Below are 25,392 nucleotides of genomic sequence, written 5' to 3' on the forward strand. Positions count from 1 at the left end.
GGGCTGACCTACTGGAAGAACCCATGCTTGAACTGATCCTCGGCGGCGCCCGCTCGGGCAAGAGCCGCCTGGCCGAGCGCCTGGCGCAGGACAGCGGCCTGCCGGTTACCTACGTCGCCACGGCCCAGGCCGGCGACGGCGAGATGTCCGCGCGCATCCTCCAGCACCGCGAGCGCCGCCCGGAACACTGGGGCCTGGTGGAAGAACCGCTGGCCCTGGCCGACGCACTGGAGCGCCTGGCCGCCCCCGGCCACTGCGTGCTGGTGGATTGCCTGACCCTGTGGGTTACCAACCTGCTGATCCATGAAGACGGCTGGCGCCTGCGCGGCGAGATCGACGCGCTGCTGGAAACGCTGCCGCAACTGCCGGGGCGCATCCTCCTGGTCAGCAACGAAACCGGGCTGGGCGTAGTGCCGATGGGCGAGCTCAGCCGCCGATATGTCGACGAGGCCGGCTGGTTGCACCAGTCCCTGGCCGAGGTCAGCGAGCGCGTGGTGTTCACCGTCGCCGGCCTGCCCATGGTGTTGAAGGGGGAAGCGTTATGAGTCTGCAATGGTGGCTGCAAGGCACCCAACCGATCGACCGCGTGGCGCAGGACAAAGCCGCCGCGCGTCAGGACCAACTGACCAAGCCGCGTGGCGCACTGGGCCGGCTGGAAGAGGAAACCATCCGCCTGGCCGGCCTGCAGGGCCGCGAGCGGCCGGGCCTGGAGCATGTCTGGATCGCCCTGTTCGCCGGTGACCACGGGGTGGTGGCGGAGGGCGTATCGGCCTATCCGCAGGCGGTGACCGTCGAGATGCTGCGCAACTTCGTGCGCGGCGGCGCGGCAATCAGCGTGTTGGCGCGCGACCTCGATGCGCGCCTGGAGGTCATCGACCTCGGCACGGCAACGCCGCTGGAGCCGCTGCCGGGTGTGCTGCACGTGATGGTCGGCGCCGGTACGGCGAACTTCACCAAGGAGCCGGCGATGACCGCCGCGCAATGCCTGATCGCCCTGGAAGCCGGCCGCGAGTCCGTGCGCCGCGCGCAACAGGCTGGCGCCGAGCTATTCATCGGCGGCGAGATGGGCATCGGCAACACCAGTGCCGCCGCTGCGCTGGCCTGCGCGCTGCTCGACGAACCGGCCCGCGCGCTGGTCGGCCCCGGCACGGGGTTGGACTCGCAGGGTGTCGCCCGCAAGGTCGAGGTGATCGACCGCGCGCTGGCGCTGCATCGCGCCCACTGTGACGAGCCATTCGAAGCGCTGTGCCGCCTGGGCGGCTTCGAGATTGCCGCACTGGTCGGCGCTTACCTGGCATGTGCGCAGAAGGGCATTGCCGTGCTGGTGGACGGCTTCATCTGCAGCACTGCCGCGCTGTGCGCGATTCATCTGAATCCGGCCTGTCGCGACTGGCTGCTGTTCGCCCATGCCGGTGCCGAACCGGGGCACAATCGTGTGCTGGCCGCGCTCAACGCGCAGCCGCTGCTGGACCTTGGCCTGCGCCTGGGCGAGGGCAGTGGCGCGGCGCTGGCAGTGCCGCTGCTGCGCCAGGCCTGCCGGCTGCACAGCGAGATGGCGACCTTCGCCGAAGCGGCGGTATCGGATCGCCCGGCATGACGCTGCGGCTGGAATTGCTGCGCCACGGCGAGACCGAGCGCGGCGGTGGCTTTCGCGGACGGCTGGACGACGCGCTGACCGAGAGCGGTTGGGCGCAGATGCGCGCGGCGGTGGGCGACGAATGTCGCTGGGCGGCGCTGGTCAGCTCGCCGTTGCAGCGTTGCGCGGCCTTCGCTCGGGAGCTGGCGGCGCGTCACGGCCTGCTGCTGGGCTTTGAGCCAGGCTTGCAGGAGCTGGACTTCGGCCAGTGGGAAGGCATTTCGCCAGCTAAGCTGATGGAGACGGATGCGCAGGCGCTCGGACGCTTCTGGGACGATCCCTACGCTTTCCCTCCACCTGGCGGCGAGGCCATGGGCGACTTCGAATCCCGCGTCTTTGCGGCGTTGGGGCGGCTCTACCAGGCCCATGCCGGATCTTCCGTACTGGTCGTCACCCATGGCGGTGTGATGCGCCTGTTCGGCGCCCTGGCCAGCGGCCTGCCGGCGAAGCGTCTGCTGGAAGTGGTGGTGGCCCACGGCGAATGCATGGTGCTGGACGTGACCCGCGAGGGCGACGGCTGGCACATCCAGAAAGCGCAATCACAAGTCGAGCCCTGATGAGCAACCTGCACCCGGAACGCGACCAGGAAGCCCCCGAGCCGCCCGCTGAAGCGAGTGGCGAAGACGCGCGCGCCGCCCAGCTCAGTGACTGGTCCCTGCCGCTGGTGGCGATGCAGTTCCTGACCCGCCTGCCGGTGCGCCTGGGGCACATGCCGACGCCGCAGCAGTTCGGTCGCGCCACGCTGTATTACCCGCTGGTGGGGCTGCTGATCGGGGCGGTGCTGTTCGCCATGGGCGAATTGCTCAGCGGCGTACACCTGCTGTTGCAGGCGGCACTCATCCTTCTGGTGTGGGTGGCCTTCACCGGCGCGCTGCACCTCGACGGCCTGGCCGACACGGCGGATGCCTGGATCGGCGGGCTGGGCGATCGGGAACGTACGCTGGCGATCATGAAGGACCCGCGCTGCGGCCCGGCCGCGGTGGTCGCCCTGGTGCTGTTGCTGCTGCTGAAGTTCGCGGCGATCACCGCCATTCTCGGCAACCACCAGCACTGGGGTTTGCTGCTGGCGCCCTGGCTGGGTCGCTGCGCGTTGCCGCTGCTGTTCTACACCACCGATTACGCGCGCAAGGGCGGCCTGGGCCAGGCGCTGGCCGATCACCTGCCGCACCGCGCGATGCCCTGGATGCTGGCGGCCAACGCCGCGCTGATGGTGCTGGTGGGCCTGACCGGCATGCTGGCGCTGGCTGTCGCGCTGGTGATGTTCGTCTGGCTGCGCAGCCGCTTCATCGCCCGCCTGGGCGGCACCACCGGGGATACCGCCGGGGCGATGCTGGAGATGATCGAGTGCGCGGTGCTGGTGGCGTTGGCGCTCTAGGGTCCAACGGATAGGCGCATGGGCTGTTCGTGTAGGAGCGAGCTTGCTCGCGAACTGCATGGCACCGCTGTTTCCGGGAAGCTTGTTCGCGAGCAAGCTCGCTCCTACAAAATACCTTCACTACCGCTCTCCCACGGGAGAGCGGGATAGCCGTGCCCCCCCCATCAATCGAACGCAAAATGCTCCGTCTTCAACCCCATGATCGACCGCACCGGCTTGGCCATCGCTGACGCGTGCCCCTTGGCGCGGGGTAGCAGGCGGGCGAAGTAGAAGTCACTGGTGGCGATCTTGGCCTTGTAGAAGTCGCTCGATTCGCTGCCGCCCTGGCGCAGGCGCTTGCGTGCGGCGGATTCCTGCAGTGCCCAGGAGTACGCCAGCGCGGCGTAGCCGGAAAACATCAGGTAATCGTGGCTGGCGGTGCTCACCAGGTCGCGTTGTTTGCGCGCGGTGAGGGCGATGCGCAGCGTGAGGATGTTCCACTGCGCGCAGAGCTTGAGCAGCGTGAGGGCGCGGCCACGCATGGCCGGTTCCTGCTTGAGCAGGTCGACGGCGAACTTCGCCACCTGGCGGGTGAAGTCGCGCACGGCCTTGCCCTGGGTCATCAGCAGCACCTTGCGGCCGAGCAGGTCCAGCGCCTGGATGCCGGTGGTGCCCTCGTAGAGCGTGGCGATCCGCGCGTCGCGGACGATCTGCTCCATGCCGTGTTCCTTGATGTAGCCGTGGCCGCCGAACACCTGCATGCCGAGGTTGGCGCTCTCCAGGCCCAGTTCAGTCAGGCAGCCCTTGAGGATCGGGGTGAGGAAGCCGAGCTTGTCGTCCCAGCGGTCGTACTCGGCATTATCGTTGGGCAGCAGGCCCTGGATCATCTTGTCGGCGTACTGGGTGGCCAGGTAGATCAGCGCGCGGCCGCCCTCGGCCACGGCCTTCTGGGTCAGCAGCATGCGGCGCACATCGCCGTGGTGCATCAGGCTATCGGCGATCTCCCCCGGCTCCTTGGTGCCGGAAAGGGCACGCATGGAGCGACGCTCGCGGGCATAGGCCAATGCGCCCTGGTAGGCCAGTTCGGCGGTGGCCACGCCCTGGATGGCGGTGCCGATGCGCGCGCTGTTCATGAAGGTGAACATGCACTCCAGGCCCTTGTTCGGCTCGCCGATCAGGTAGCCGGTGGCGCCGTCGAAGTTCATCACGCAGGTGGCCGAGGCCTTGATGCCCATCTTCTTTTCCAGCGCGCCGCAGCTCACGCCGTTGCGCGGGCCGAGGCTGCCCCCGTCGCCCGGCAGAAACTTCGGCACGATGAACAGCGAGATGCCGCGCGTGCCCTTGGGCGCGTCAGGCAGGCGGGCGAGGACGATGTGCACGATGTTCTCGGTGAGGTCATGTTCGCCCGAGGAGATGAAGATCTTGGTGCCGGTGATGGCGTAGCTGCCGTCGGCGTTGGTTTCCGCGCGGGTCTTCACCTGGCCCAGGTCGGTGCCGCACTGCGGCTCGGTGAGGCACATGGTGCCGCCCCAGCGACCTTCGGTGAGCGGGGTGAGATAGGTGTGTTTCTGCTCCTCGGTGCCGTGCTGCATCACGGTGTTCATCGCGCCCAGCGACAGGCCCGGGTACATGGAGAACGGCCAGTTGGCGGTGCCCAGCATTTCCTGCTTGAGCGCGCCCAGACTCATCGGCAGGCCCTGGCCGCCATATTCCACCGGGTGCGACAGGCCCTGCCAGCCGCCGGCCACGTAGGCGTCGTAGGCTTCCTTGAAACCCTTGGGTGTGCGTACTTCGCCGTTTTCCAGGTGGCAGCCTTCCTCGTCGCCGCTGTGGTAGAGCGGGGCGATCACCTCTTCGCAGAGCTTGGCGCATTCGCCGAGGATGGCATCGACCATGTCCGGCGTGGCTTCGCCGCCATTCACCAGGTTCTGGTAGTGGCCGGGGAAATCGAAGACTTCGTTGAGCAGGAAGCGGGTGTCGCGCAGCGGAGCTTTGTAGACGGGCATCGGGGACCTCGGACCGTGATGCGCCCCGCCGAAAGCGCGGGGCTGGATGGCCGCAGTTATACGGCTGGTGCGATGCGGTGCCCTTGGCTGCGTCAACGCCGGGCGCTGGCAGATGGGACAATCGGTCGCATCGGCCATTGCGCTTGAATGATTGCGGGTATATACACGTATCCCATGCTGACCACCCAATGTCTCTGTACCAAACTGCGCCGCTCGGCCCGTGCCGTGACCCGCGTCTACGACGATGCCTTGAAAGGCGTCGGGCTGACGACTGCGCAGTTTTCCCTGCTGCGGCATCTGTCGCGGCTGGAGCAGCCGAGCATCTCCGACCTGGCCGAGGCCATGGGTCTGGACCGCAGTACGCTGGGGCGCAACCTCAAGCCGCTGGAAGCCGACGGCCTGGTGACGCTGGAAGAGGGTGAGGACCTGCGCAACCGCATCGTCGCGCTGACTCCCGCAGGGTTGGAACGCATTGTCCGCGGCGGTGAAGTCTGGGACGCGGCGCAGGACGATGTAGCGGCCCACCTGGGCGATGACAAGCGTCGGCAACTGGAAGCCCTGCTGGATGAACTGGCCGCGTTGGAGAGCTAGCGCGGGCCTGCGTGCACTGGATACGAACGATTAGAAGCGGGTATATACCCGTGTAGGAGCAAGTGATGTCGAAGCTGTCGCGTACGGGGTTCTGGATACTGCTATCCGGCGCCCTGATCCTCGCCCTGTCCCTGGGCACCCGCCACGGCTTCGGCCTGTTCCTGGCGCCGATGAGCGCCGAATTCGGCTGGGGGCGCGAGACCTTCGCCTTCGCTATCGCCCTGCAGAACCTGATCTGGGGCATCGCCCAGCCGTTCACCGGCGCCATTGCCGACCGCTTCGGCGCGATGCGTGCGGTGGTGGTGGGTGGCATCCTCTATGCCATCGGCCTGGTGCTGATGGGCTATTCCGATTCGGCCTTCAGCCTGTCCATGAGCGCCGGCCTGCTGATCGGCATCGGCCTGTCTGGCACCTCGTTCTCGGTGATTCTCGGTGCGGTCGGCCGCGCGGTGCCGCTGGAGCAGCGCAGCATGGCGATGGGTATCTCGGCGGCGGCGGGCTCGTTCGGCCAGTTCGCCATGCTGCCCGGCACGCTCGGGCTGATCAGTTGGCTCGGCTGGTCTGCTGCGCTGCTCGCCCTCGGCCTGATGGTGGCGCTGATCGTGCCGTTGGCCACGCTGATGAAGGACAAGCCGCTGCCGATGCAGGGGCATGAACAGACACTGGGCGAGGCGCTGCGCGAAGCCGTCGGGCATTCCGGCTTCTGGTTGCTGTCCCTGGGCTTCTTCGTCTGTGGCTTCCAGGTGGTATTCATCGGTGTGCACCTGCCGGCTTATCTGGTGGACCGCCACCTGCCGGCCACCGTCGGTACCACGGTGCTGGCGCTGGTGGGGCTGTTCAACGTGTTCGGCACCTATATCGCCGGCTGGCTCGGCGGTCGCATGAGCAAGCCCAAGCTGCTCACCGGGCTGTACCTGCTGCGCGGCGTGGTGATCATCGCCTTCCTCTGGGCGCCGTTGACGGTCTGGACTGCTTACCTGTTCGGCATCGCCATGGGCCTGCTGTGGCTGTCCACGGTGCCGCTCACCAACGGCACGGTGGCCACGCTGTTCGGCGTACGCAACCTGTCGATGCTCGGCGGCATCACCTTCCTGTTCCACCAGATCGGCGCCTTCCTCGGCGGCTGGCTGGGCGGCTACGTATATGACCACACCGGCAACTACGACCTGGTCTGGCAGATTTCCATCCTCCTCAGCCTGCTGGCCGGCCTGCTCAACTGGCCGGTGCGCGAGCGTCCTGTCGAGCGCGCCGCGCTGGGGACAGCGTGAAGCGCCCAGTGGTGATCGGGCTGGTGCTGGGCCTCGGCCTGGCGCTAGCGGGCCTGGCGTGGTGGGGCTGGCAACGTGGTGGCCTCGCGCTGATGCAACTGGGCATGGGCAGTTGCTGATGCCCGTCGTGCGGGGTAGCGTGACGGGATAATTCGAGGATCACTGCCATGCGTCTCTCCCTGCTCGCTCTCTCTCTTTTCTTGCCGCTGGCGGCCCAGGCCGCCGATTGCCCGGCGCTGCTCAAGACCCAGGGCGAACTGCCCAAACTGCGTTCCAAGGATGTGCTCGACCTGTGCGAGCTGTACGCCGGCAAGCCGCTGGTGATTGTGAATACCGCCAGCCACTGCGGCTTCACCCCGCAATTCAAAGGGCTCGAAGCCGTCTACCAGAAGTACAAGGGCCAGGGCCTGGAAGTACTCGGCGTGCCATCCGACGATTTCAAGCAGGAAGACGCGGACGCCGCCGAGACCGCGAAGATCTGCTACGGCAACTACGGTGTGACCTTCAACATGACCTCGGTGCAGCACGTCAGCGGCGACGAGGCGATCCCGCTGTTCAAGGACCTCGCCCAGCAGGCCGACCAGGTGCCGCGCTGGAATTTCTTCAAGTACGTAGTGGACCGCCAGGGCAAGGTGGTGGCGGAGTTTTCCAGCCTGACCAAGCCGGATGATCCGGAGCTGCAAGCGGCAATCGAAAAGGCCATCGCCAGCCAGCCGTAAGCGTGCGAATGAGCTCTTCGTAGGAGCGAGCTTGCTCGCGAACCTTTTGGCACAGGCACTGCCGGCTGATTTGTTCGCGAGCAAGCTCGCTCCTGCGGGTGAATACTGCTCCGTGCCCGAATGCAGAAATTTCCTGTTACAGACCGACTGGGTCAGTGAGACAATCCGCGCCCGGCGCCACCACGGGTGGCCGCCGATGTCATGGATTCGATTCAGGAGATTCACCCCTATGGATGGCAAAGCCCTCTTTCTCGTTGCCTTGCTCGCCCAGGCCGTGGCCGCCCCGGCGTTCGCTGCAGCCGCTACCTCCAACCAGAGCGAAGCCCCCGCGGCTGCCGCTGCTCCCGCCGCCGAGTCGGACGAGGAGATGTCGCCCGAGACCTTCGTCGCCAGCCTGCATTTCCAGAAGGGCAAGGTGGTAGTGGGCGACAACCTCGCCACCTTCGACCTGCCGGACAACTTCGTCTTCCTCGACAGCAAGGATGCCGAGCGCGTACTGGAAGCCTGGGGCAACCCGCCCAGCTCCGAGCCGCCGCTGGGCATGTTGATGCCGGCCGGTGTCTCGCCCTTCGAAGCTGCCTCCTGGGCAGTGACCGTTCAATACGAAGAGAGTGGCTACGTGTCCGACGAGGACGCGGCGAAGATCGATTACGCCGAGATGCTCAAGGACATGCAGGACGACCTCAAGCAGGCCAATCCGCAGCGCGAGCAGCAGGGTTTCGAGGCCATCCAGCTGATTGGCTGGGCCGCGCCGCCGCGTTACGACGCCGCCGAGAAGAAGCTCTACTGGGCCAAGGAGTTGCAGTTCGGCGACGCCAAGGAGCACACGCTGAACTACAACATCCGCGCGCTGGGCCGCAAAGGCGTGCTGGTGCTGAATTTTGTCGCGGGCATGGAGCAGCTGCCGGAAATCGAGAAGAACGTCGGCAAGGTATTGGCGATGACCGAGTTCAACCCGGGCAACCGCTACGTCGATTTCAATCCCAGTGTCGACAAGGTTGCCGCCTACGGCCTGGGTGCGCTGATCGCCGGCAAGGTTGCCGCCAAGGTCGGCCTGTTCGCCACCCTGCTGGTCCTGCTGAAGAAGCTGTGGATCGTCCCGGCCCTGGCCATCGGCTGGATTGCCCGGCGATTCAAGCGCAAGCCGTCGAACGAAGGCTGATACGCAGCCGATGAACAGCCGGGCAGATGCCCGGGTTTTTGGGCTCTTCGTAGGACCGAGGGGGACGCCCAGTCCTTGCTCGCGAACCGCTTGATGCCGGAGCCGCCTGGAACTCTGTCCGCGAGCAAGCTCGCTCCTACAGGGTCATGGCAATAGCGCAAGCGGACAAGAAAAAGCCGGGCAGATGCCCGGCTTTTTCTTGGTGCTGAAGGATCAGCCTTTCTCGCCCTGAACCGCCTTGCCGTTCACGGTGCCTTCCTTGAGCATGATCTGGTACTCCTTGCCGTCGGACTCCTGCTGGTACAGGCGCACGAGGAGGAAGTCCCAATCCTTGGCGAACCAGAGGATGGTCTTGCGGTTGCTCTTGGTGGGGTCGCGGACGCGCTCCACCTTGATCGCGGTGATCAGGCCGGCCTGGGTACGCACCTTCTCTTCGCCGAGAACACGGAAGTCGTAGGTATCGACGTCGGTCCCCTCGATGACCTGGTAGCTCATGGCCTTCTTGCCAACGGCCACGTCATGCTGCAGCGCGAGCTGGTAGGTGGACTTGTCCAGCTGGCCCTTGTTCAGCGGCTGGCGTACCTGGTCGCCACGGTCGCTGCCCAGCACCTGCTTCTCGGCCCAGTCGAAATCGAGCTCGGTCTGCTTGTTCTTGCCCAGGCCTTCGCGGGCCCAGCGGTAGGTCAGCGGCAGGTAGGTGTCGTTCTCGACCTTGAACGTGCTGTTCTCGGTCAGGCTGGCCAGCAGCATGGAGGCCTTGAAATTCAGCTCCCAGCGGCCGCCGTCGCCTTGCTTGAGGCTGCGGGAGGCGGTGCCGCTGATGGGCATCTGCTTCCAGTCGGCGGTGTAGCTGGCGTCGAACGGTTCCAGCTCATAAGCCTGGGCCGGCAGGGTCAGCACGGCCATCAGGAATAACAGAGCTCTACGCATCGCGAATCTCCTAGGTTCGGTACGAATGGCCGGATGCGGGCAGAAGCTCCCCATCCAGCATGGCGCCATGTTCGCCCAGCCTGACTCGGCCTTCGGCGAACCAGCGCATGGCCAGCGGATAAATCACATGTTCCTGCACGTGCACGCGCTGGGCCAGCGTTTCCGGCGTGTCGTCAGACTCTACCGGGATTGCCGCCTGTACGACCAGAGGCCCGCCATCAAGTTCCTCGGTAACGAAGTGTACGCTACAGCCGTGCTCGGCATCGCCAGCCTCCAGCGCCCGCTGGTGCGTGTGCAGGCCCTTGTACTTGGGCAACAGGGACGGATGGATGTTCAGCAGGCGGCCCTGGTAGTGACGCACGAAGTCGGCGCTGAGGATGCGCATGAAGCCGGCGAGCAACACCAGGTCGGCGTCAAAGCCATCGATGGCCTGGATCAGCGCGGCATCGAAGCTTTCGCGGTCGGCGTAGGCCTTGTGGTCGAGGAAACGGGTCTCGATGTGGGCCTTACGCGCGCGCTCCAGGCCGTAAGCGTCCGCGCGGTTGGAGATCACCGCGCGGATCACTGCCGGCGTGTCGGCGCCGGCGAGACTGTCGATCAGGGCTTGCAGGTTGCTGCCGGAGCCGGAAATCAGCACCACGACATTGCAAGGTGTGGACATCAGTGGCCTTTCAGGTTGTTCAGGACCACGCGCTCGGCGTCGGCGGCGCAAGCCTCGATGCGGCCGATGACCCACGGCTGCTCGCCGGCGTCACGCAGGGCCTTCAGGGAAGCCTCGACCTGATCCTGGGCGACGCAGATGACCATGCCGACGCCGCAGTTCAGCACGCGGTGCATCTCGGTCTCGTCGACGTTGCCTTTTTCCTGCAGCCAGTCGAAGACCGCCGGGCGCTGCCAGCTGGCTACATCGACCACGGCCTGGGCGTTGTCCGGCAGTACGCGCGGGATGTTGTCCAGCAGGCCGCCGCCGGTGATGTGGGCCATGGCCTTGACCGCGCCGGTCTGCTTGATCAGTTGCAGCAGCGGCTTGACGTAGATGCGGGTCGGGGCCATCAGCAGGTCGGCCAGGGGCTTGCCGTTCAACTGGGTGGATTCGATGTCGGCACCGGAGACTTCGATGATCTTGCGGATCAGCGAGTAGCCATTGGAGTGCGGGCCGGAGGAGGGCAGGGCGATCAGGGCGTCGCCGGCAACCACTTTCGAGCCGTCGATGATTTCCGATTTTTCCACTACGCCGACGCAGAAGCCGGCCAGGTCGTAGTCTTCGCCTTCGTACATGCCCGGCATTTCGGCGGTTTCACCACCGACCAGGGAGCAGCCGGCCAGCTCGCAGCCGGCGCCGATGCCGGTGACCACGGTGGCGGCCACGTCGACATTGAGTTTGCCGGTGGCGTAGTAGTCGAGGAAGAACAGCGGCTCGGCGCCGCAGACGACCAGGTCGTTCACGCACATGGCGACCAGGTCCTGGCCGATGCTGTCGTGCTTGTTCAGGTTCAGCGCCAGGCGCAGCTTGGTGCCGACGCCATCGGTGCCGGAGACCAGCACGGGTTGCTTGTAGCCAGCCGGGATTTCGCACAGAGCGCCAAAGCCACCCAGGCCTCCCATCACTTCAGGACGTGCGGTGCGCTTGGCGACGCCTTTGATGCGTTCGACCAGGGCTTCGCCGGCGTCGATGTCCACACCGGCGTCCTTGTAGCTCAACGAGGGTTGCTTGCTGCTCATAAATCCAGGCCTATAGAAGGGATGATTCGTCTTGCCGCCGGGTGCGCCGTTTGCGCTTCCCGGCCTGCGCGGGAGGCGCGGGATTTTATCAGGCTTGCCCGGCAGCGGCCATCTCGCGCTGTTGCCGCTGGCCGGACGGCTGTTTAAGGTATAGGCCTTCATTGCCAGCTCGTTGCGTGCTGGCATCTTCGTTTTCGCCGCGAGAGCCCGCCATGCGCCTGACCGCCCGCCTGTTGATCCTCTGCCTGACGCTGTTCAGCCTGCCGTCCTTCGCTGAAACGCTGGGCAACCTGTACCAGGTGCACGAACCGGTCGCCTCCCAGCAACCGGACGAGCGCAACGCCGGCCTGACCCGCGCCCTGCAGACCCTGGTGCTGCGCCTGACCGGTAACGCCGGCGCCGCACAGAACCCGGCGCTGGCCGGTTACTTCAAGGATCCGCAGCAGCTGATCAGCCAGTATGGCTTCGAGAACGGCCCGCCCATGGCGCTGGTGGTGGACTTCGACCCGACTGCCACTGACAACGCCCTGCGCCAGGCCGGCCTGCCGGTCTGGGGCGCCAGCCGCCCGAGCGTGCTGGCCTGGTGGCTGAACGAAAGCGCCAACGGCAGCAGCCTGGTCGGCGACAGCCAGGAAGCCTCCGCCCCGCTGAACCGCGCCGCCCAGCGCCGCGGCCTGCCGCTGCGCCTGCCGATAGCTGATCTCAGCGAACAGCAGGTCGGTACTGCCGAAAACCTCAACGCTGCGCAGCCCGACGCGCTGAAATCCGCCTCCGAGCGCTACGGCGCCGACGCCCTGCTGGCGGTGGACGCCAAAGAGGCCGACGGCAAATGGACCGCCACCTGGCGCGTGTGGATGGGCGATAGCCGCGAGCAGGGACAGGCCCAGGGCGATACCCCGGATGCGCTGGCCGATGCAGTGATGCTGGGCGTGTCCCAGCGCCTGTCGCAGCGTTTCGTCGGTTCCGCCGGCTCGGCTTCGGCCCAGGTCCTGCAGATCGAGGGCGCCGACCTGGCCCGTTACGCCGAAGTCTCGCGCCTGCTGGAGCCCATGGGCGCCAAATTGGTGGAGGTACAGGGCAACCGTCTCGTCTACCGCGTCACCGCCAGCCCCGAACAACTGCGTGCGCAACTGGCCCTGGCCCGCCTGCAGGAAGCCCCGGCCGAGCCGGCGCAACCGGCGGTCGACGCCAATGGCCAAGCGCTGCCGAACGCGGCCGTGCCGGCGCAGAGCACCCTGCGCTTCCACTGGTAATGAGCCCTGCGGAGGCGGGCAAAGTCCCGCTTCCCGGCGCCGGTGGCTCTGAGTCGCACGTGGTAGCTGCGTTATCCTTCTGATTTGGATAAACTTTCAGTCACCAAGGCCCACCCCAAGCGATTGAAGAAACGCCCGGCCCGGCATGACTCCTATGCAGCTCCCACTCAGCGTACGTCTGCGCGATGACGCAACGTTCGCCAACTACTACCCCGGTGCCAACGCCGCGGCGCTCGGCTATGTCGAGCGTCTGTGCGAGCCCGAGGCGGGGTGGACGGAAAGCCTGATCTATCTCTGGGGCGCCGAAGGCGTGGGCCGCAGCCACCTGCTGCAGGCCGCCTGCATTCGCTCCGAGCAACTGGGCGAGCCGTCTGTCTACCTGCCAATGGCCGATCTGGTGGCCTACGGTCCGGAAATCTTCGACAACCTCGAACAGCGCGAGCTGGTGTGCCTGGACGATCTCGACGCCCTGGCCGGCAAGCGCGAATGGGAAGAGGCGCTGTTCCACCTGTTCAACCGCCTGCGCGATTCCGGCCGCAAGCTGCTGCTGTCGGCCTCGGTGTCGCCGCGCGAGTTGGGGGTGAAGCTGCCGGACCTGAAATCCCGCCTGACGCTTTCGCTGATCTTCCAGCTGCACCCGCTGACCGACGACGAGAAGCTGCGCGCCCTTCAGCTGCGCGCCTCGCGCCGTGGCCTGCACCTGACCGACGAAGTGGGGCGCTTCATCCTCACCCGCGGCGCGCGCAGCATGCAGTTCCTCTTCGACCTGCTGGACGAGCTGGACAAGGCCTCGCTGCAGGCGCAGCGCAAGCTGACCATTCCCTTCCTCAAGGAAACCATGGGCTGGTAAGCCCCGGTTTCCCTGACTCCCTTATCAGGCGCTCGTCGCTTCCTGCTGCGGTTCCTGGCCTTCACCGGCTAGCTTGCGGTCGTACTGGAAGCGCCAGCGCGTGTACATCAGCGCCGAGCAGAACAGCGACACGCTGAGGATGATCTCCGCCCAGCCGAAGATGGCGTGGTTGGGATCGAAGGCATTCAGCACGCCGAGGATGAAGTACAGGTTGATCACGTAGCACGCCCAGGCATGGCCGCGGGCGCTGCCGATCAGGATGCCCGGCGCTACCACCAGCAGCGGCAGCAGCTTGAAGCCTAGGAACACCCAGGGTACCCAGCGCGCGCCGCCGTGGGCGTCGGCGAACAGCAGGTCCCAGATGACGATGAGCAGGATCAGCCCGATGAAGCTGCCGAGGGCGACCGCGCGGCTGGCGGCCAGCCGGGGTTTGAGCCAGTCCATGGACGGCAGCGGTTTGTTCTTGCGGGCCATTCAACTCTCCAGTTTGCGGGCAACTTCGGCCAGACGCTTTCCGAGCGCGCGGCACAGGGTGATCTCGTGTTCGTCCAGGCTGCGCTTGCCATCGGCGCCGGCGAAATGGCTGGCGCCGTAGGGCGTGCCGCCGCCGCGGGTTTCCAGCAGGGCGGGCTCGCTGTAGGGAATGCCGGTGACGATCATGCCGTGGTGCAGCAGTGGTAGCAGCATCGACAGCTGGGTGGTTTCCTGGCCGCCATGCAGGCTGGCGGTCGAGGTGAAGACTGCCGCCGGCTTGCCTACCAGGCCACCGGTCAGCCAGAGGCTGCTGGTGCCGTCGAGGAAGTACTTGAGCGACGCGGCCATGTTGCCGAAGCGGGTCGGACTGCCGAGGACCAGGCCGGAGCAACCCTTCAGGTCATCCAGGGTGGCGTAGAGCGCGCCTTCTGCCGGAATGTCCGGGGCGACGGCTTCGCACTCGGTGGACACCGCCGGCACTGTGCGTACGCGCGCTTCCAGGCCGCCGGCCTCGACGCCGCGGGCAATCTGCCGGGCCATTTCGGCGGTGGCGCCGTGGCGGCTGTAGTAGAGGACGAGGACGTAAGGCGCGCTCAAGGCAGGATCTCCAGCACCTTCTCCGGCGGGCGGCCGATCACCGCCTTGTCGCCGACGATGAGGATCGGCCGCTCGATCAGCTTGGGATGGCTGGCCATCGCCTCTATCAGTTGGTCGTCGCCCAGTGCCGGGTTGGCCAGGTTCAGCTCCTTGTATTCGTCCTCGCCGGTGCGCAGCAGTTGGCGTGCGCCGATGCCCAGCTTACCGAGCAGTGCCTTGAGTTCGGCCGCGCTGGGCGGAGTTTCCAGGTAGCGGATGATCTCGGGCTGGATGCCGCGTTCCTCGAGCAGTTCGAGGGCGCCGCGGGATTTGGAGCAGCGCGGATTATGAAAAAGTGAAATCTGGCTCATGTGCCGGGACTCGCAAGGCCGATGAAGTGGCGGCTATTCTAACCGCCTCCTCGGACTGGACTGAACCGCTGTCGTTCGCCGCGATCTACGAGGACGGTTTTTTCAGTGCAGCCAAAGGACACTTCATGCACGAACGCTTGCAGGGCCTGGTCGAATTCGGCCGTTATCTGGTCCAGCGCTTCCTGGCCGACAAGGCGCCCAACAGCGCCGCGGCCCTGACCTACACCACGCTGTTCGCGGTCGTCCCGATGATGACGGTGACCTTCGCCATGCTCTCGGCCGTACCGGCCTTCGAGGGCATGGGCGAGCGCATCCAGCTGTTCGTGTTCCGCAACTTCGTGCCCTCTACCGGCGAGGCGGTGGAAGCCTACCTGCGCAACTTCACCGTGCAGGCGCGCCACCTGACCTGGCTGGGCGTGGCCTTCCTGGCGGTGACTGCGTTCACCATGCTGGTGACAATCGAGAAGGCCTTCAACGCCATCTGGCGTGTACGTCAGCCGCGTCGGGGCGTAACGCGCTTCCTGCTGTACTGGGCGATCCTCAGCCTGGGCCCGTTGCTGCTGGGGACCGGTTTCGCCGTGTCCACCTACATCACCTCGCTGTCGCTGCTCTCCGGCCCCCACGCGCTGCCGGGCGCGGCGATGCTGCTGAAGTTCATGCCGCTGCTGGCCAGCGTGGCGGCCTTCACCCTGATCTATGCGGCGGTACCCAACGCTCGGGTGCCGTTCCTGCACGCACTGGCCGGTGGGGTGTTCACCTCGATCCTGTTCGAAGCGGCGAAGTCGCTGTTCGGCTTCTATGTGAGTTTCTTCCCCGGCTACAAGCTGATCTACGGCGCCTTCGCCACGGTGCCGCTGTTCCTGCTGTGGATCTACCTGTCGTGGCTGATCGTGCTATTCGGTGCGGAACTGGTCTGCAACCTGTCGTCGACCCGTCTCTGGCGTCGACGCGCGATGCCGCGCCTGCTGGTGATCCTCGGCGTACTGCGGGTGTTCTTCGACCGCCAGCGCCATGGCTTGCCGACGCGTCTGGCGCATCTGCATCGGGCGGGCTGGTTGTTGCCGGAAGACGAGTGGGAAGAGGTGCTGGATTTCCTGGAGGGCGAGCAACTGGTCTGCCGTGCCGGTTCGACCACCGCGGCCTGGGTGCTGTGCCGCGACCTGGGCAGCTACAGCCTGCACCACCTGCTCAACCGCAGCCCCTGGCCATTGCCGTGCCTGGAGGCCTTGCCGGCGACTCTGGATGAGCCGTGGTACCCGCACTTGCGGGAAACGCTGGCGCGCTATCAGGCCGACCGGCAGGAGCTGTTCGGCGATAGCCTGGCGAAATGGTTGAAGCCGTCACATTCCGAGTGACGCAAAACGTCAGTTTGCGGCGAATCTGATTCTGTCGCGGCTTTGTACCACTTCAGAAATGCGCCAATTCTCGCTATTTCAGAATTGGCACAGTTCTGGCTATGGAGGTTTCAGGACATAGGAGTCCTTCAGAAGTTCCTCCAAGGCCAGCGAATCCATGAAAAAAGACCAGAACAACGTAGTGCACCTGCATCAGCGCGATCTGACGAGCGCCCTGGAGCGGTTGAATCGAATCACTGGTCTGCAATTCAGCAGCTGGCCTGAGTCGCTCCTGCCGTCCGTCACGCACGACAGCGCCGAGACCGTTGCGGCCGAGCCGTCGGATGAAACCCTGGTGCGGCAGCTGGGCTGATTCTTCAGAGGCTGGTGGCTACTGGACGCGCGGCGCCTGCCTGCTGCTCCACCGCCTGCATGAAGACTTCCTCGGCAATCACCCGAGACAAGGGAATGGCCGCGCGAAGCTTGATCTGTGCATCCTCGATCCGCAGGGAAAACGGCAGTCGAGCCACACCCGAGAGCAGGATGCGACTCTGTTTATTGACCGTGCCATGGTCGATTACCACTTCCCGACTGCGCTCCCCATCGCGGTAGCTGAGCAACAGCGTCACCGGCAGGTCCGCCACGCCAGGCAGATGCAGCCAGACCGCGACATTGAAGTCGGCCAGCCGTCCTCCATTCGCCGCATTGGCCGGCCGGGCGCTGGCGACAATATGGCTGGGAACCTTGCTGACAAGCTGGTCTGTAGGCTGCATCTGGCTGTCCTGTCGCTGGAGGCTGGCGTGCATGGCGCCAGTCGCATTCTGAAGGCCGCTGAGTTATCGGCGAGCGAGAATCGTCCCGAGAGTCAGAACGAACGTTCGAATTATAAGGAGGCAGATGCCTGGCATATCGGGCCTACTGCCGATCTTGCCTGTGACATCTCTCCCAAAATCGACAATCAGGCCAGGCGTAGCGGGTGCCGAGCTACCAGTGGCGTGCTGAGGTTGGCTGCCGGCAGGGGCAGGATGGTCTGGTTGTCGAAGCTGGCCAGTTGCAGCCAGAGGTTCTCGCCTTCGACGAATTGCCCCTGGGCGACCCAGAGCCCGTGATACCAGCCGTTGCCCGGTTCCGGAGTGCTCTGCAGTACGCCGGGGTGACGCTGCGCGTCAGGTGCACGGCGCAGCCAGACCGGGCGGGGAAGCCCTTTGAGGTAACGCAGGCCCAGGTGCAGCCCGTCACTGTTGAGGTGTCGCCAGCGCACCACGGCCAGGGTGGGAGTGCCGCCATTGCTGGGGATCAGCAGGAGTTGGCCGACCGGGAGCTGCCCGGCCTGCTGGCCGGAACAGAGAATGCGCGCGCCGCCCGCGCTGGCATCCATCAGCGTGGCTTCCCGGCAGGGGCTGGCTGAGCTGTCCAGCAGGTGCTGCTGGATGGCTGGGAGGCCGACTACCACGCGGCAGTTGCCGGTTTGTTCTGCACGTTCATGGCGGCGGGTCTGGTGGCCCAGCCAGTGGTGGCGGACGCGGTCCAGCAGTGCGCCTTGCTCCAGTCGACGCAGCGGCGCGGGATCGTGCAGGGCGATCAGCAGGGCGCCCAGTTCCAGGCGGCGCAGTTGCTCCTTCGGGGCATCGCTTGCCTGCTCTGCAGCCAGGCAAGGTTGATCGGAGCCCAGGTCGACCACGAAGCCTTCCTGTTCCTCATCGTCCCAGGGCAGGAGTCGACCGAGAGCAGCCAGCGGTGCCAGCGCGCTGAACAGTTGCGGGGCTTCCCCTTCGGTCAGGTGGAACGGGTTGCTCAGGGCCAGCAGCAGGATCTGCTGGTACAGCCCGCGCAAGGTGCCTGCGGGCACCGGGTCGAAAGCGGCGGCAACCGGCTCGTCCAGGCACTCCTGATGCTCGCCGATCCAGTAAAGCAGGTGGCTGTCGCGCCAGAGGCTGCCGGGCGGCTGCTGGTATTGCTGGTAATGGCGCAGCAGGGCCTGGGCGAGGAAATGCTGGGCCATGTACAAGCACCAGGCCATGTGCGGCCGCGAAGGCTTGTGGCCGTGCAGGATCTGCAGCAACAGGCGCTTGAAGCCGGCGGCCAGTTCGCTGCAGAAGTGCACGAACAACGCCGGCGGCGTCTTTTCCTGGCGGATCAGCCGTTCGTAATGCCGGTATTCTTCGCTGAGGCTTTGCAGGGCGCGCTGCCTTTCCAGTAAGGTCAGCGCGCATCGGTTGAGGCGGAACAGCGTGCCCAGGGCCTTCTGCAAACCTTCCTGCAGGGGCTGCTGCCGCGATTCCTGGAGCCCAGCCGCCAGGTTGCTCATTGCCTCGGTGTCTTCTTCGAGGATGTCCGGCACCTCCAGGCGCAGGGCATTGAGCATCATGACCACCCCGCATACACGAGGATTGAAGGCATGGGAGTGCGGCTCCGTATTGTGATGGGCTTGATGGCCGGCCTGATCCTGGCCGGCTGCTCGGCGGACTATGGCACCGATCAGCATGGACAGAAAGTACCCGCTGCCGGCGTGGATGGCCAGTGGCTAGTTATCAATTACTGGGCCGAGTGGTGTGCGCCCTGTCGCAAGGAGATTCCCGAGCTGAATCACCTGGCAGAGGAGGGCAAGGCTAAGAGCTTCCGGGTGCTGGGGGTGAACTTCGATGGGCTGCGCGATGCGGACCTGGCAAAGGCTTCACAGGCGCTGGGCGTGCAATACACCGTGCTGGCTGATGACCCCGCGCCGCGGTTCAGTCTGCCGCGCAGTGAAGCCTTGCCTGTAACCTACATCGTCGACCCTGAGGGCAAGCTGCGCGAGCAGTTGCTCGGCGAGCAGACCGCCGCCGGCGTGCTGGCGCGCCTTGGCGCGTTGCGTGAGGAGAAGCAGTAATGGCCAGGATCTGTCTGCACGGCTACATCAGTGGCAAGGTGCAGGGTGTTTATTACCGCCAGAGCACCCAGGAACAGGCCGAGCGCCTGGAAATCGACGGCTGGGTACGCAACCTCGAAGACGGGCGCGTCGAGCTGTTGGTCGAAGGCGAGGAGGATGCGGTGCGCGAGCTGGAGAAATGGTTGGCCCGCGGACCGGTGAAGGCGAAGGTAGCGGCGGTGGAGCTGCAGCCGATGACACCCCAGGGCATCACCGGCTTCATCGTTCGCCGCTAGGCGTCAGTTGCTGACGCCGGGGTCCGCTGCCAGGCGACCGGCGTCGGTCATCAGGCTGTGGAGGAACTCCTTCTGCAGCTCCGGATCGTTGCGGGTCAGCTCGATCAGGCTCTGTTCCAGTTCGCTGGCTTCCTCTTCCAGGCCCAGGTCGGAGAGGCGTTTCACCCGGTGTACCCAGTGGTGCACATCGTCACCTTCCAGGTCATCGTAAATCAGCGCGTGGGCTTCCTGCAGCTTGCCGCGCAGAGAGCGGCTGACCAGCAGGCTGGCGTCGGCGCGGGTGTCGTCGGAAGGGTCCTGGACGCTGAACTGCAGGCGGCCGATGCGGCTGACCTCGTCGTCGCTGAACGGGCCTTCCAGCAGGTTCAGGCGCAGCACGCCGTGACGGTCGGTGAGCAGCTCCTGGGAGTTCTTGCCGGCGGTGACGGTCACCGGGCGCTCCGACCAGGGCAGGCTGGAGTACTCGGTGCGCTTGTCGCGCTGTTTCTCGTCGATCGAGGCCAGGTTCTGCTCGGCACGGCCGTTGGACTCGACGTTCATGAACGGATTCATGCCGTCGATGCCGTAGCGGATCCAGCCACGGGTGACGCTCTCGGGCAGGTTGCCCAGGGCGAACACGTTGACCACGTTGGCGCCGATACCGCCAACGAAGGCCACGACGCCCAACGGCATTTCGTAGACCTTGCGCCAGCCCTGGTACGGCGTGTAGCGGTCGTAGCGGCGGGTGACCTCGAACTCGGTGACTTCGAAGGTCTTCTGTTCCTGCACGCGAATACGGCGCTGCGGCAGTTCCAGCGTGCCCGGGGTGCCCACGTCGATCTGCAGGCTGTGGTCGAGCAGTTTGCGCTCGACACGCTCTTCATGCTCGCTGCGTTGCGGCAGCTGGTTGGCGCAGCCGCTCAGCAGAAGGCTGCCGCACAGGGCGGCAGCCACGAGGCTTGAGGTACTTCGGGTGGACATCGCTCTGCTCAGTTGCCGATCTTGGCCGTGATGAAAGCTTGCAGGTCGGACAGGGCGACAGGCTGCGACTCGGCGTCACGGCGACCCTTGTACTCCAGGGTGCCTTCGTCCAGGCCGCGCTCGCTGACCACGATGCGGTGCGGGATGCCGATCAGCTCCATGTCGGCGAACTTCACGCCGGGGCTGGTCTTCTTGTCGCGGTCGTCCAGCAGCACTTCGAAGCCAGCGGCGGTGAGGTCCGCGTAGAGCTTGTCAGTGGCGGCGTGCACGGCCTCGTTCTCGTACTTCATCGGCACGATGGCGATCTGGAAGGGCGCCAGGGCGGCCGGCCAGAGGATGCCGCGGTCGTCGTAGTTCTGCTCGATGGCGGCGGCGACCACACGGGATACACCGATGCCGTAGCAGCCCATGATCAGGGTGACCGGCTTGCCGTTCTCGCCCAGTACGGAAAGCTTCATGGCTTCGCTGTACTTGGTGCCGAGCTGGAAGATGTGGCCGACTTCGATGCCGCGGCGGATGATCAGAGTGCCCTTGCCGTCCGGGCTCGGGTCGCCTTCCACGACGTTACGCAGGTCGGCGACTTCCGGTACCGGCAGGTCGCGTTCCCAGTTCACGCCGAAGTAGTGCTTGTCGTCGACGTTGGCGCCGGCGGCGAAGTCGCTCATCAGTGCCACGGAGCGGTCGATGATGCAGGGCAGCGGCAGGTTCAGCGGGCCGAGGGAGCCGGGCGCGGCGCCGATGGCGGCCTTGATGTCCGCTTCGCTGGCCATCTGCAGGGGGCTGGCCACCAGCGGGTGGTTGCCGGCCTTGATTTCGTTGAGCTCGTGGTCGCCACGGACGATCAGGGCGATCAGCTTGCCTTCCTCGGCGGCGTGCACCACCAGGGTCTTGATGGTTTTCTCGATCGGCAGGCCGAACTTCTCCACCAGGGCGGCGATGGTCTTGGTCTCGGGAGTATCGACCAGGCGCAGCTCTTCGCTGGCAGCGCCACGAGCGGTCTCGCGAGGCAGGGCCTCGGCCTTCTCGATGTTGGCGGCGTAGTCGGTGGACTCGCCGAAGACGATATCGTCTTCACCGGAGCCGGCCAGTACGTGGAATTCGTGGGAACCACTGCCGCCGATGGAGCCGTTGTCCGCCTGCACGGCACGGAAATCCAGGCCGAGGCGGGTGAAGATCTTGCTGTACGCACCGTACATGACGTCGTAGGTCGCCTGCAGCGAGTCCTGGCTGGCGTGGAAGGAGTAGGCATCCTTCATGATGAACTCGCGGCCACGCATCAGGCCGAAGCGCGGACGGATCTCGTCACGGAACTTGGTCTGGATCTGGTACATGTTGATCGGCAGCTGCTTGTAGCTGTTCAGCTCGTTGCGCGCCAGATCGGTGATCACTTCCTCGTGCGTCGGGCCGACACAGAAGTCGCGGTCATGGCGATCCTTCAGGCGCAGCAACTCGGGGCCGTACTGCTGCCAGCGACCGGATTCCTGCCACAGTTCGGCGGGCTGGATGGCCGGCATCAGCACTTCCAGGGCACCGGCGGCGTTCATCTCTTCGCGAACGATGGTCTCCACCTTGCGCAGCACCCGCAGACCCATTGGCAGCCAGGTGTACAGACCGGACGCCAGCTTGCGGATCATGCCGGCGCGCAGCATCAGCTGATGGCTGATCACGACCGCATCGGAAGGGGTTTCTTTCAGGGTGGACAGCAGGTACTGACTGGTACGCATCTTTGGCCGTTTTGTCGGTTGCGAAGGGGAATATAGGCTGGGCATTGTACGGTGCAGGTCTGGCTGCGTACAGGGCGCGGCGGACGGAGAGGGAGGAGTGGCGTGAGTCGTTTAACTGCGGCGCAGGTACAGGCGTTCATTCGCGCGGGATTGCCCATGGCGGACGACATGGATCTGCGCATCGATGCACTGGAAGGACGCAGCGCCTTCGTACGGGTTCCGTTCCACGGGCGGATGGTGCGTCCGGGGGGTACAGTGTCCGGGCCGACCATCATGTCACTGGCGGATGCGGCGATGTACGCAGTGATTCTGGCGCAACTGGATAACGTCGAGATGGCTGTTACTTCCAACCTCAATATCAACTTCTTGAGCAAACCCAAGCCGGAAGACCTGTTGGCGGAAGCCAAGATATTGAAGCTGGGGCGTCGGCAGGTGGTTTGCGAGGTATCTGTCTATTCGGTCAGCAATCCCGAGGAGTTGGTTGCCCATGTGACCGGGACCTATGTTTTACCGATGTAACAGATACGTTCGAAGTTGTAGGTAAGTTGCAATAAAAAAGCCCGGCAGAAGCCGGGCTTTTTAATACCAGCGCGTCGTCGTGAATTACATCACGGACAGCGGGTAGTCGACGATCAGACGGAACTCGTCCACATCGCCTTCGCCCTGGTCGGAGTTGCCGCGGTGCCAGGCTTGGCGAATGCGGAAGGACAGGTCCTTCGCGGCGCCTTCCTGAATCACGTACTTGGCTTCCAGGTTGGTTTCGTGGTGTTTGCCGTCTTCGCCGTACAGGCCATCGTAAGCGGTGCCAACAGCCTTGGTGCCGTCGATGTCCTTACCGTTGATGTAGCGGCCCATGAAGGTCAGGCCAGGCACACCGTACTCTTTCATGTTCAGGTCGTAACGAGCCTGCCAGGATTTTTCGCCCGGGCCGTTGAAGTCGGAGTACTGAACGGAGTTGGCGAGGAAGATCGAGTCGCCGCCCTTGTTGTTGTCGCCGATACCGATGTAGTCGAACGGGGTATCGCCATTCACTTTCTGGAAGGCCAGGGTGAAGGTATGCGCGCTCAGGGTGTAGGCGGCTGCCAGCGAGAAGGCATTGTTGCTGATGTCGCCAGCTTTGGCCGAACCGGTATCGCTGGTGCGGTAGTAGTTGAAGTCGAAGCCCAGGGACTGGTCGTCGGCGATCGGCAGGGTGTAGTTCAGGTTGGTGTAGTACTGGTTCCAGACGTCTTCCAGCTTGGCGCCGTACAGCGATGCGCTGAAGTTGTCGGAGAAGGCGTACTTGCCGCCAACGAAGTCTGCGGTCTTGCCGGTTACGCCAGCGTAGTTGGCCCAGATTTCACCGTCGTGGCTGGTGTCGTTCTGGCTGGTGCCGGAGTAGTAGTGGCCGCCCTCGACGTCCAGGCCGTCGATTTCGCTGCTCATGATGGCCAGGCCGCTAGCGGTCTGGGGCAGCAGGCGGGTGCCGCCTACGGCGAATACCGGTGCGGTCGGCTGCATGTCACCGGCTTTCAGCTCGGTCTTGGAAACGCGAACCTTGATAGCGCCGCCAGCTTTGCCGAAGGAATCCTGCGGGGTGCCGTCGTCGCTGATTGCCAGGTTCTCGGTGCCGGTACGGCCACGGCCGGAATCCAGCTTCAGGCCGAGGTAGCCGAAGGCGTCAACGCCGAAGCCTACAGTGCCCTGGGTGAAGCCAGAGTTGTAGTTGGCCCAGAAGCCCTGGGTCCATTCTTCGCGGTAGCCGTTCTTGTAGCCACTGGCTTTGGAGGCGTCGGCAACGTTACCGCCGCCATTGCGCTGATCGCGATTGAAGTAGTAGTTGCGAACCAGGAAGTTCAGGCTGCTGTCTTCGACAAAGCCTTTAGCGTCAGCCTGATTACCTACGAAGGGTTCGGCCATTGCCAGTTGTGTGCTGCCTGCAGAAACCGCCAGGGCGATGGCGCTCCACTTCATCACTTTCATTGTGATTGCTCCTTTGGTTTTGAAATTATCTGCCATCACAGTGCCGCGGTGACGGCTCATTCTTTTTGTCGGCGCTAACTTATAGCACGCGTGTTCAGTTGGCGATAGTTGCCCAAATAAACACACGGAAACGTTACGGGACTGTCGCAAAGCTGCATGAAGCATGTCGCATTCAAGCAGTTTCGATGTTGCAAAAAGAGGTTGTCCCCCCATTGCTCCAATGTTGCTTCAGTCTTGTGGTTTTATTCTCCCTCAACCACTTCATGCTTTCTCACGCTTTCGCGTCCACATTCTGAAAGGGGTGGCCGTCGGAGCGATGTCCTTGCCTCTAGCAACAACCGTGCACAAATGCCCGGAGCCGCTTTCACAGTGCGCGTCTTGCGACGTGTTGGCGCATTTCACGGCTTCTGTTGGGGATTTGCAACATGGAAGCGCGCCGATGTCGTTTTCCGACATCCCGCAGATCCCGCTGTTTAAACGATTTTTCAGCGCTGATGGGCGGGATTGCCGTGTGGTTTCCTGCACGCGCCTGTTGTCGGGATATGCCAATTCGCGTCATGCCCGATCCTGGGGCAAGGCCCTGGCCAGCTTGCTCCGGGATGGGGCTGCGCCTGAGCATGTTCGCCGCAACGGCTCTCTAGTATTCTTCGCGCCCTTCGGCTCCTTCGCGGAGCTAGGCTAAAACAAGGCTCGTCGAGCAGGAGAAGTCTTATGTTCGCCCTGGATTCCCGTCTCCAGCAGGACACCGTTGCACTGGGGGATTTCCCACTGAGCAGCCTGCTGCTGATGAATGACTCACAGTACCCCTGGTTCATCCTGGTGCCGCGCCGCGAGGATGTCAGCGAAATATTCCAGCTGGACGTCGCTGACCAGCAGCAGCTTTGGCGCGAGGCGACCCAACTGGCCGAAGTGCTCAAGGACACTTTCGATGCGGACAAGATGAACGTCGCCAACCTGGGCAACGTCGTCAGTCAACTGCACGTGCACGTCATTGTGCGCAAGACGAGCGATGCCGCCTGGCCGGGCCCGGTTTGGGGCAAGCACCCGGCTGTGCCTTATAAAGAAGAAGAGCTGGCTCGCATACGCGAGAAGTTGCGCATGGTGCTGGGCGATGGTTTTCGCTTCAGCCAGGAGTAAGTGATGGATCTGGAAAAACGGATGGCCGATCTGGAGAGCCGGCTGGCCTTCCAGGATGATGCGCTACAGACAATGAGCGATGTGGTCTATGAGCAGGAGCGGGTGATCGAGCGCCTGCGCCTGCAGATGCAAGCATTGCTCAAGCGCCTGGAAGACTTGCAGGGGCAGGTTGGCGTCTCGGAAGACGATGCGCCTCCTCCCCATTACTGAGCAGTAAGC

The 25,392-nt window shown here is 64.7% G+C and carries 31 protein-coding genes; 19 read left to right on the forward strand and 12 right to left on the reverse strand.

Features of this window, described 5'->3' with window-relative positions; genetic code table 11:
* Positions 1 to 23: 23 nt before the first annotated feature.
* From cobU to A6723_RS14600, 4 genes are all read left to right on the forward strand, one after another.
* The gene (cobU, locus tag A6723_RS14585) at positions 24 to 545 is read left to right on the forward strand and encodes a bifunctional adenosylcobinamide kinase/adenosylcobinamide-phosphate guanylyltransferase (RefSeq protein WP_054907463.1); all 522 of its coding nucleotides are present in this window, start codon (positions 24 to 26) and stop codon (positions 543 to 545) included.
* Positions 542 to 1,597: a nicotinate-nucleotide--dimethylbenzimidazole phosphoribosyltransferase gene (gene cobT, locus A6723_RS14590; protein ID WP_038803293.1), complete on the forward strand. Its 1,056-nt coding sequence runs from the start codon at positions 542 to 544 to the stop codon at positions 1,595 to 1,597. The genes cobU and cobT overlap by 4 nt, the downstream gene beginning before the upstream one ends.
* A complete protein-coding gene (gene cobC / locus A6723_RS14595) occupies positions 1,594 to 2,193 on the forward strand; it encodes an alpha-ribazole phosphatase family protein (protein WP_054907464.1) in 600 nt (199 codons plus the stop codon). Before cobT ends, cobC begins: the two co-directional genes overlap by 4 nt.
* Before the next feature lie 113 nt (positions 2,194 to 2,306).
* Positions 2,307 to 3,011 carry an adenosylcobinamide-GDP ribazoletransferase gene (locus A6723_RS14600; RefSeq protein ID WP_054907493.1) on the forward strand — a complete coding sequence of 235 codons (705 nt, stop codon included), beginning with the start codon at positions 2,307 to 2,309 and terminating at the stop codon, positions 3,009 to 3,011.
* A gap of 164 nt (positions 3,012 to 3,175) precedes the next feature.
* Here A6723_RS14600 and A6723_RS14605 read toward each other — a convergent pair whose 3' ends face one another.
* Positions 3,176 to 4,996: an acyl-CoA dehydrogenase C-terminal domain-containing protein gene (locus A6723_RS14605; RefSeq protein WP_064979761.1), complete on the reverse strand. Its 1,821-nt coding sequence runs from the start codon at positions 4,994 to 4,996 to the stop codon at positions 3,176 to 3,178.
* Between the two features lie 174 nt (positions 4,997 to 5,170).
* On the opposite strand from A6723_RS14605, the gene A6723_RS14610 reads away from it, so the two are divergent.
* From A6723_RS14610 to A6723_RS14625, 5 genes are all read left to right on the forward strand, one after another.
* Positions 5,171 to 5,587, forward strand: a complete 417-nt coding sequence (locus A6723_RS14610; RefSeq protein ID WP_054907466.1) for a MarR family winged helix-turn-helix transcriptional regulator — start codon at positions 5,171 to 5,173, stop codon at positions 5,585 to 5,587.
* Positions 5,588 to 5,661: 74 nt separating this feature from the next.
* Complete coding sequence (locus A6723_RS14615) at positions 5,662 to 6,855, forward strand: MFS transporter (protein ID WP_139092990.1); 1,194 nt, start codon at positions 5,662 to 5,664, stop codon at positions 6,853 to 6,855.
* Positions 6,852 to 6,974, forward strand: coding sequence for a hypothetical protein (locus tag A6723_RS32415; protein ID WP_256233654.1), 123 nt, complete (start codon positions 6,852 to 6,854; stop codon positions 6,972 to 6,974). Before A6723_RS14615 ends, A6723_RS32415 begins: the two co-directional genes overlap by 4 nt.
* Before the next feature lie 48 nt (positions 6,975 to 7,022).
* Complete coding sequence (locus A6723_RS14620) at positions 7,023 to 7,574, forward strand: glutathione peroxidase (protein ID WP_054907468.1); 552 nt, start codon at positions 7,023 to 7,025, stop codon at positions 7,572 to 7,574.
* 229 nt (positions 7,575 to 7,803) lie between these two features.
* The gene (locus A6723_RS14625; RefSeq protein ID WP_054907469.1) at positions 7,804 to 8,736 is read left to right on the forward strand and encodes a DUF2167 domain-containing protein; all 933 of its coding nucleotides are present in this window, start codon (positions 7,804 to 7,806) and stop codon (positions 8,734 to 8,736) included.
* Between the two features lie 213 nt (positions 8,737 to 8,949).
* On the opposite strand, the gene A6723_RS14630 is transcribed toward A6723_RS14625, so the two are convergent.
* Genes A6723_RS14630 through purM form a run of 3 tightly spaced genes read right to left on the reverse strand, consistent with a single transcriptional unit; the run spans position 8,950 to position 11,388 of the window.
* Positions 8,950 to 9,666 (reverse strand): DUF3108 domain-containing protein, encoded by a 717-nt coding sequence (locus A6723_RS14630; RefSeq protein WP_024764562.1) that lies wholly within the window; start codon positions 9,664 to 9,666, stop codon positions 8,950 to 8,952.
* Positions 9,667 to 9,676: 10 nt separating this feature from the next.
* A complete protein-coding gene (gene purN, locus A6723_RS14635) occupies positions 9,677 to 10,327 on the reverse strand; it encodes a phosphoribosylglycinamide formyltransferase (RefSeq protein WP_037013713.1) in 651 nt (216 codons plus the stop codon).
* On the reverse strand, positions 10,327 to 11,388 hold the full coding sequence (purM, locus tag A6723_RS14640) for a phosphoribosylformylglycinamidine cyclo-ligase (protein WP_054907470.1): 1,062 nt from the start codon (positions 11,386 to 11,388) through the stop codon (positions 10,327 to 10,329). Before purM ends, purN begins: the two co-directional genes overlap by 1 nt.
* Before the next feature lie 212 nt (positions 11,389 to 11,600).
* Here purM and A6723_RS14645 point away from each other — a divergent pair, with 212 nt between their 5' ends.
* Together A6723_RS14645 and hda are read left to right on the forward strand one after the other, a co-directional pair.
* The gene (locus tag A6723_RS14645; RefSeq protein ID WP_054907471.1) at positions 11,601 to 12,641 is read left to right on the forward strand and encodes a DUF2066 domain-containing protein; all 1,041 of its coding nucleotides are present in this window, start codon (positions 11,601 to 11,603) and stop codon (positions 12,639 to 12,641) included.
* A 145-nt stretch (positions 12,642 to 12,786) separates the two neighbouring features.
* A complete protein-coding gene (gene hda, locus A6723_RS14650) occupies positions 12,787 to 13,491 on the forward strand; it encodes a DnaA regulatory inactivator Hda (protein ID WP_024764559.1) in 705 nt (234 codons plus the stop codon).
* Positions 13,492 to 13,515: 24 nt separating this feature from the next.
* Here the strand turns inward: hda and A6723_RS14655 are convergent, their stop codons facing one another.
* The 3 genes from A6723_RS14655 to arsC are packed head-to-tail and all read right to left on the reverse strand — an operon-like array spanning position 13,516 to position 14,912.
* Entirely contained in the window at positions 13,516 to 13,965 is a 450-nt protein-coding gene (locus tag A6723_RS14655; protein ID WP_054907472.1) for a DUF2069 domain-containing protein, read from the reverse strand.
* Positions 13,966 to 14,562: an NAD(P)H:quinone oxidoreductase gene (gene wrbA / locus A6723_RS14660; RefSeq protein WP_054907473.1), complete on the reverse strand. Its 597-nt coding sequence runs from the start codon at positions 14,560 to 14,562 to the stop codon at positions 13,966 to 13,968. It abuts the gene before it with no gap.
* Positions 14,559 to 14,912 carry an arsenate reductase (glutaredoxin) gene (gene arsC / locus A6723_RS14665; RefSeq protein ID WP_054907474.1) on the reverse strand — a complete coding sequence of 118 codons (354 nt, stop codon included), beginning with the start codon at positions 14,910 to 14,912 and terminating at the stop codon, positions 14,559 to 14,561. The genes wrbA and arsC overlap by 4 nt, the downstream gene beginning before the upstream one ends.
* 125 nt (positions 14,913 to 15,037) lie before the next feature.
* Between arsC and A6723_RS14670 the strand changes: the two genes are divergently transcribed.
* Entirely contained in the window at positions 15,038 to 16,267 is a 1,230-nt protein-coding gene (locus A6723_RS14670) for a YihY family inner membrane protein (RefSeq protein WP_054907475.1), read from the forward strand.
* Positions 16,268 to 16,424: 157 nt separating this feature from the next.
* A complete protein-coding gene (locus A6723_RS14675; protein ID WP_054907476.1) occupies positions 16,425 to 16,619 on the forward strand; it encodes a hypothetical protein in 195 nt (64 codons plus the stop codon).
* Positions 16,620 to 16,623: 4 nt separating this feature from the next.
* On the opposite strand, the gene A6723_RS14680 is transcribed toward A6723_RS14675, so the two are convergent.
* Both A6723_RS14680 and A6723_RS14685 read right to left on the reverse strand, forming a co-directional pair.
* Positions 16,624 to 17,019 carry a hypothetical protein gene (locus A6723_RS14680; protein WP_054907494.1) on the reverse strand — a complete coding sequence of 132 codons (396 nt, stop codon included), beginning with the start codon at positions 17,017 to 17,019 and terminating at the stop codon, positions 16,624 to 16,626.
* A gap of 185 nt (positions 17,020 to 17,204) precedes the next feature.
* Positions 17,205 to 18,614: a PilZ domain-containing protein gene (locus A6723_RS14685; RefSeq protein ID WP_054907477.1), complete on the reverse strand. Its 1,410-nt coding sequence runs from the start codon at positions 18,612 to 18,614 to the stop codon at positions 17,205 to 17,207.
* Between the two features lie 30 nt (positions 18,615 to 18,644).
* Between A6723_RS14685 and A6723_RS14690 the strand changes: the two genes are divergently transcribed.
* Both A6723_RS14690 and A6723_RS14695 read left to right on the forward strand, forming a co-directional pair.
* Complete coding sequence (locus A6723_RS14690) at positions 18,645 to 19,115, forward strand: TlpA disulfide reductase family protein (RefSeq protein ID WP_054907478.1); 471 nt, start codon at positions 18,645 to 18,647, stop codon at positions 19,113 to 19,115.
* Positions 19,115 to 19,390, forward strand: a complete 276-nt coding sequence (locus tag A6723_RS14695) for an acylphosphatase (RefSeq protein WP_024764551.1) — start codon at positions 19,115 to 19,117, stop codon at positions 19,388 to 19,390. The genes A6723_RS14690 and A6723_RS14695 overlap by 1 nt, the downstream gene beginning before the upstream one ends.
* A gap of 3 nt (positions 19,391 to 19,393) precedes the next feature.
* Here the strand turns inward: A6723_RS14695 and A6723_RS14700 are convergent, their stop codons facing one another.
* Both A6723_RS14700 and A6723_RS14705 read right to left on the reverse strand, forming a co-directional pair.
* Positions 19,394 to 20,350, reverse strand: a complete 957-nt coding sequence (locus A6723_RS14700; RefSeq protein ID WP_024764550.1) for a hypothetical protein — start codon at positions 20,348 to 20,350, stop codon at positions 19,394 to 19,396.
* Between the two features lie 8 nt (positions 20,351 to 20,358).
* A complete protein-coding gene (locus A6723_RS14705; protein ID WP_054907479.1) occupies positions 20,359 to 22,074 on the reverse strand; it encodes a proline--tRNA ligase in 1,716 nt (571 codons plus the stop codon).
* 156 nt (positions 22,075 to 22,230) lie between these two features.
* On the opposite strand from A6723_RS14705, the gene A6723_RS14710 reads away from it, so the two are divergent.
* On the forward strand, positions 22,231 to 22,593 hold the full coding sequence (locus A6723_RS14710) for a PaaI family thioesterase (protein WP_139092991.1): 363 nt from the start codon (positions 22,231 to 22,233) through the stop codon (positions 22,591 to 22,593).
* A gap of 84 nt (positions 22,594 to 22,677) precedes the next feature.
* Here A6723_RS14710 and A6723_RS14715 read toward each other — a convergent pair whose 3' ends face one another.
* Positions 22,678 to 24,036: an OprD family porin gene (locus A6723_RS14715; RefSeq protein WP_054907481.1), complete on the reverse strand. Its 1,359-nt coding sequence runs from the start codon at positions 24,034 to 24,036 to the stop codon at positions 22,678 to 22,680.
* A 439-nt stretch (positions 24,037 to 24,475) separates the two neighbouring features.
* Here A6723_RS14715 and A6723_RS31775 point away from each other — a divergent pair, with 439 nt between their 5' ends.
* From A6723_RS31775 to A6723_RS14725, 3 genes are read left to right on the forward strand one after another with little or no spacing between them, the layout of a single operon-like run.
* A complete protein-coding gene (locus A6723_RS31775; protein WP_054907482.1) occupies positions 24,476 to 24,718 on the forward strand; it encodes a hypothetical protein in 243 nt (80 codons plus the stop codon).
* A gap of 29 nt (positions 24,719 to 24,747) precedes the next feature.
* Positions 24,748 to 25,173: an HIT domain-containing protein gene (locus tag A6723_RS14720; protein WP_054907483.1), complete on the forward strand. Its 426-nt coding sequence runs from the start codon at positions 24,748 to 24,750 to the stop codon at positions 25,171 to 25,173.
* A gap of 3 nt (positions 25,174 to 25,176) precedes the next feature.
* Complete coding sequence (locus A6723_RS14725) at positions 25,177 to 25,383, forward strand: SlyX family protein (protein WP_054907484.1); 207 nt, start codon at positions 25,177 to 25,179, stop codon at positions 25,381 to 25,383.
* Positions 25,384 to 25,392 lie beyond the last annotated feature (9 nt).

Source organism: Pseudomonas sp. AU11447 (genome assembly GCF_001672555.2).
Classification (GTDB): Bacteria; Pseudomonadota; Gammaproteobacteria; order Pseudomonadales; family Pseudomonadaceae; genus Pseudomonas; species Pseudomonas nitroreducens.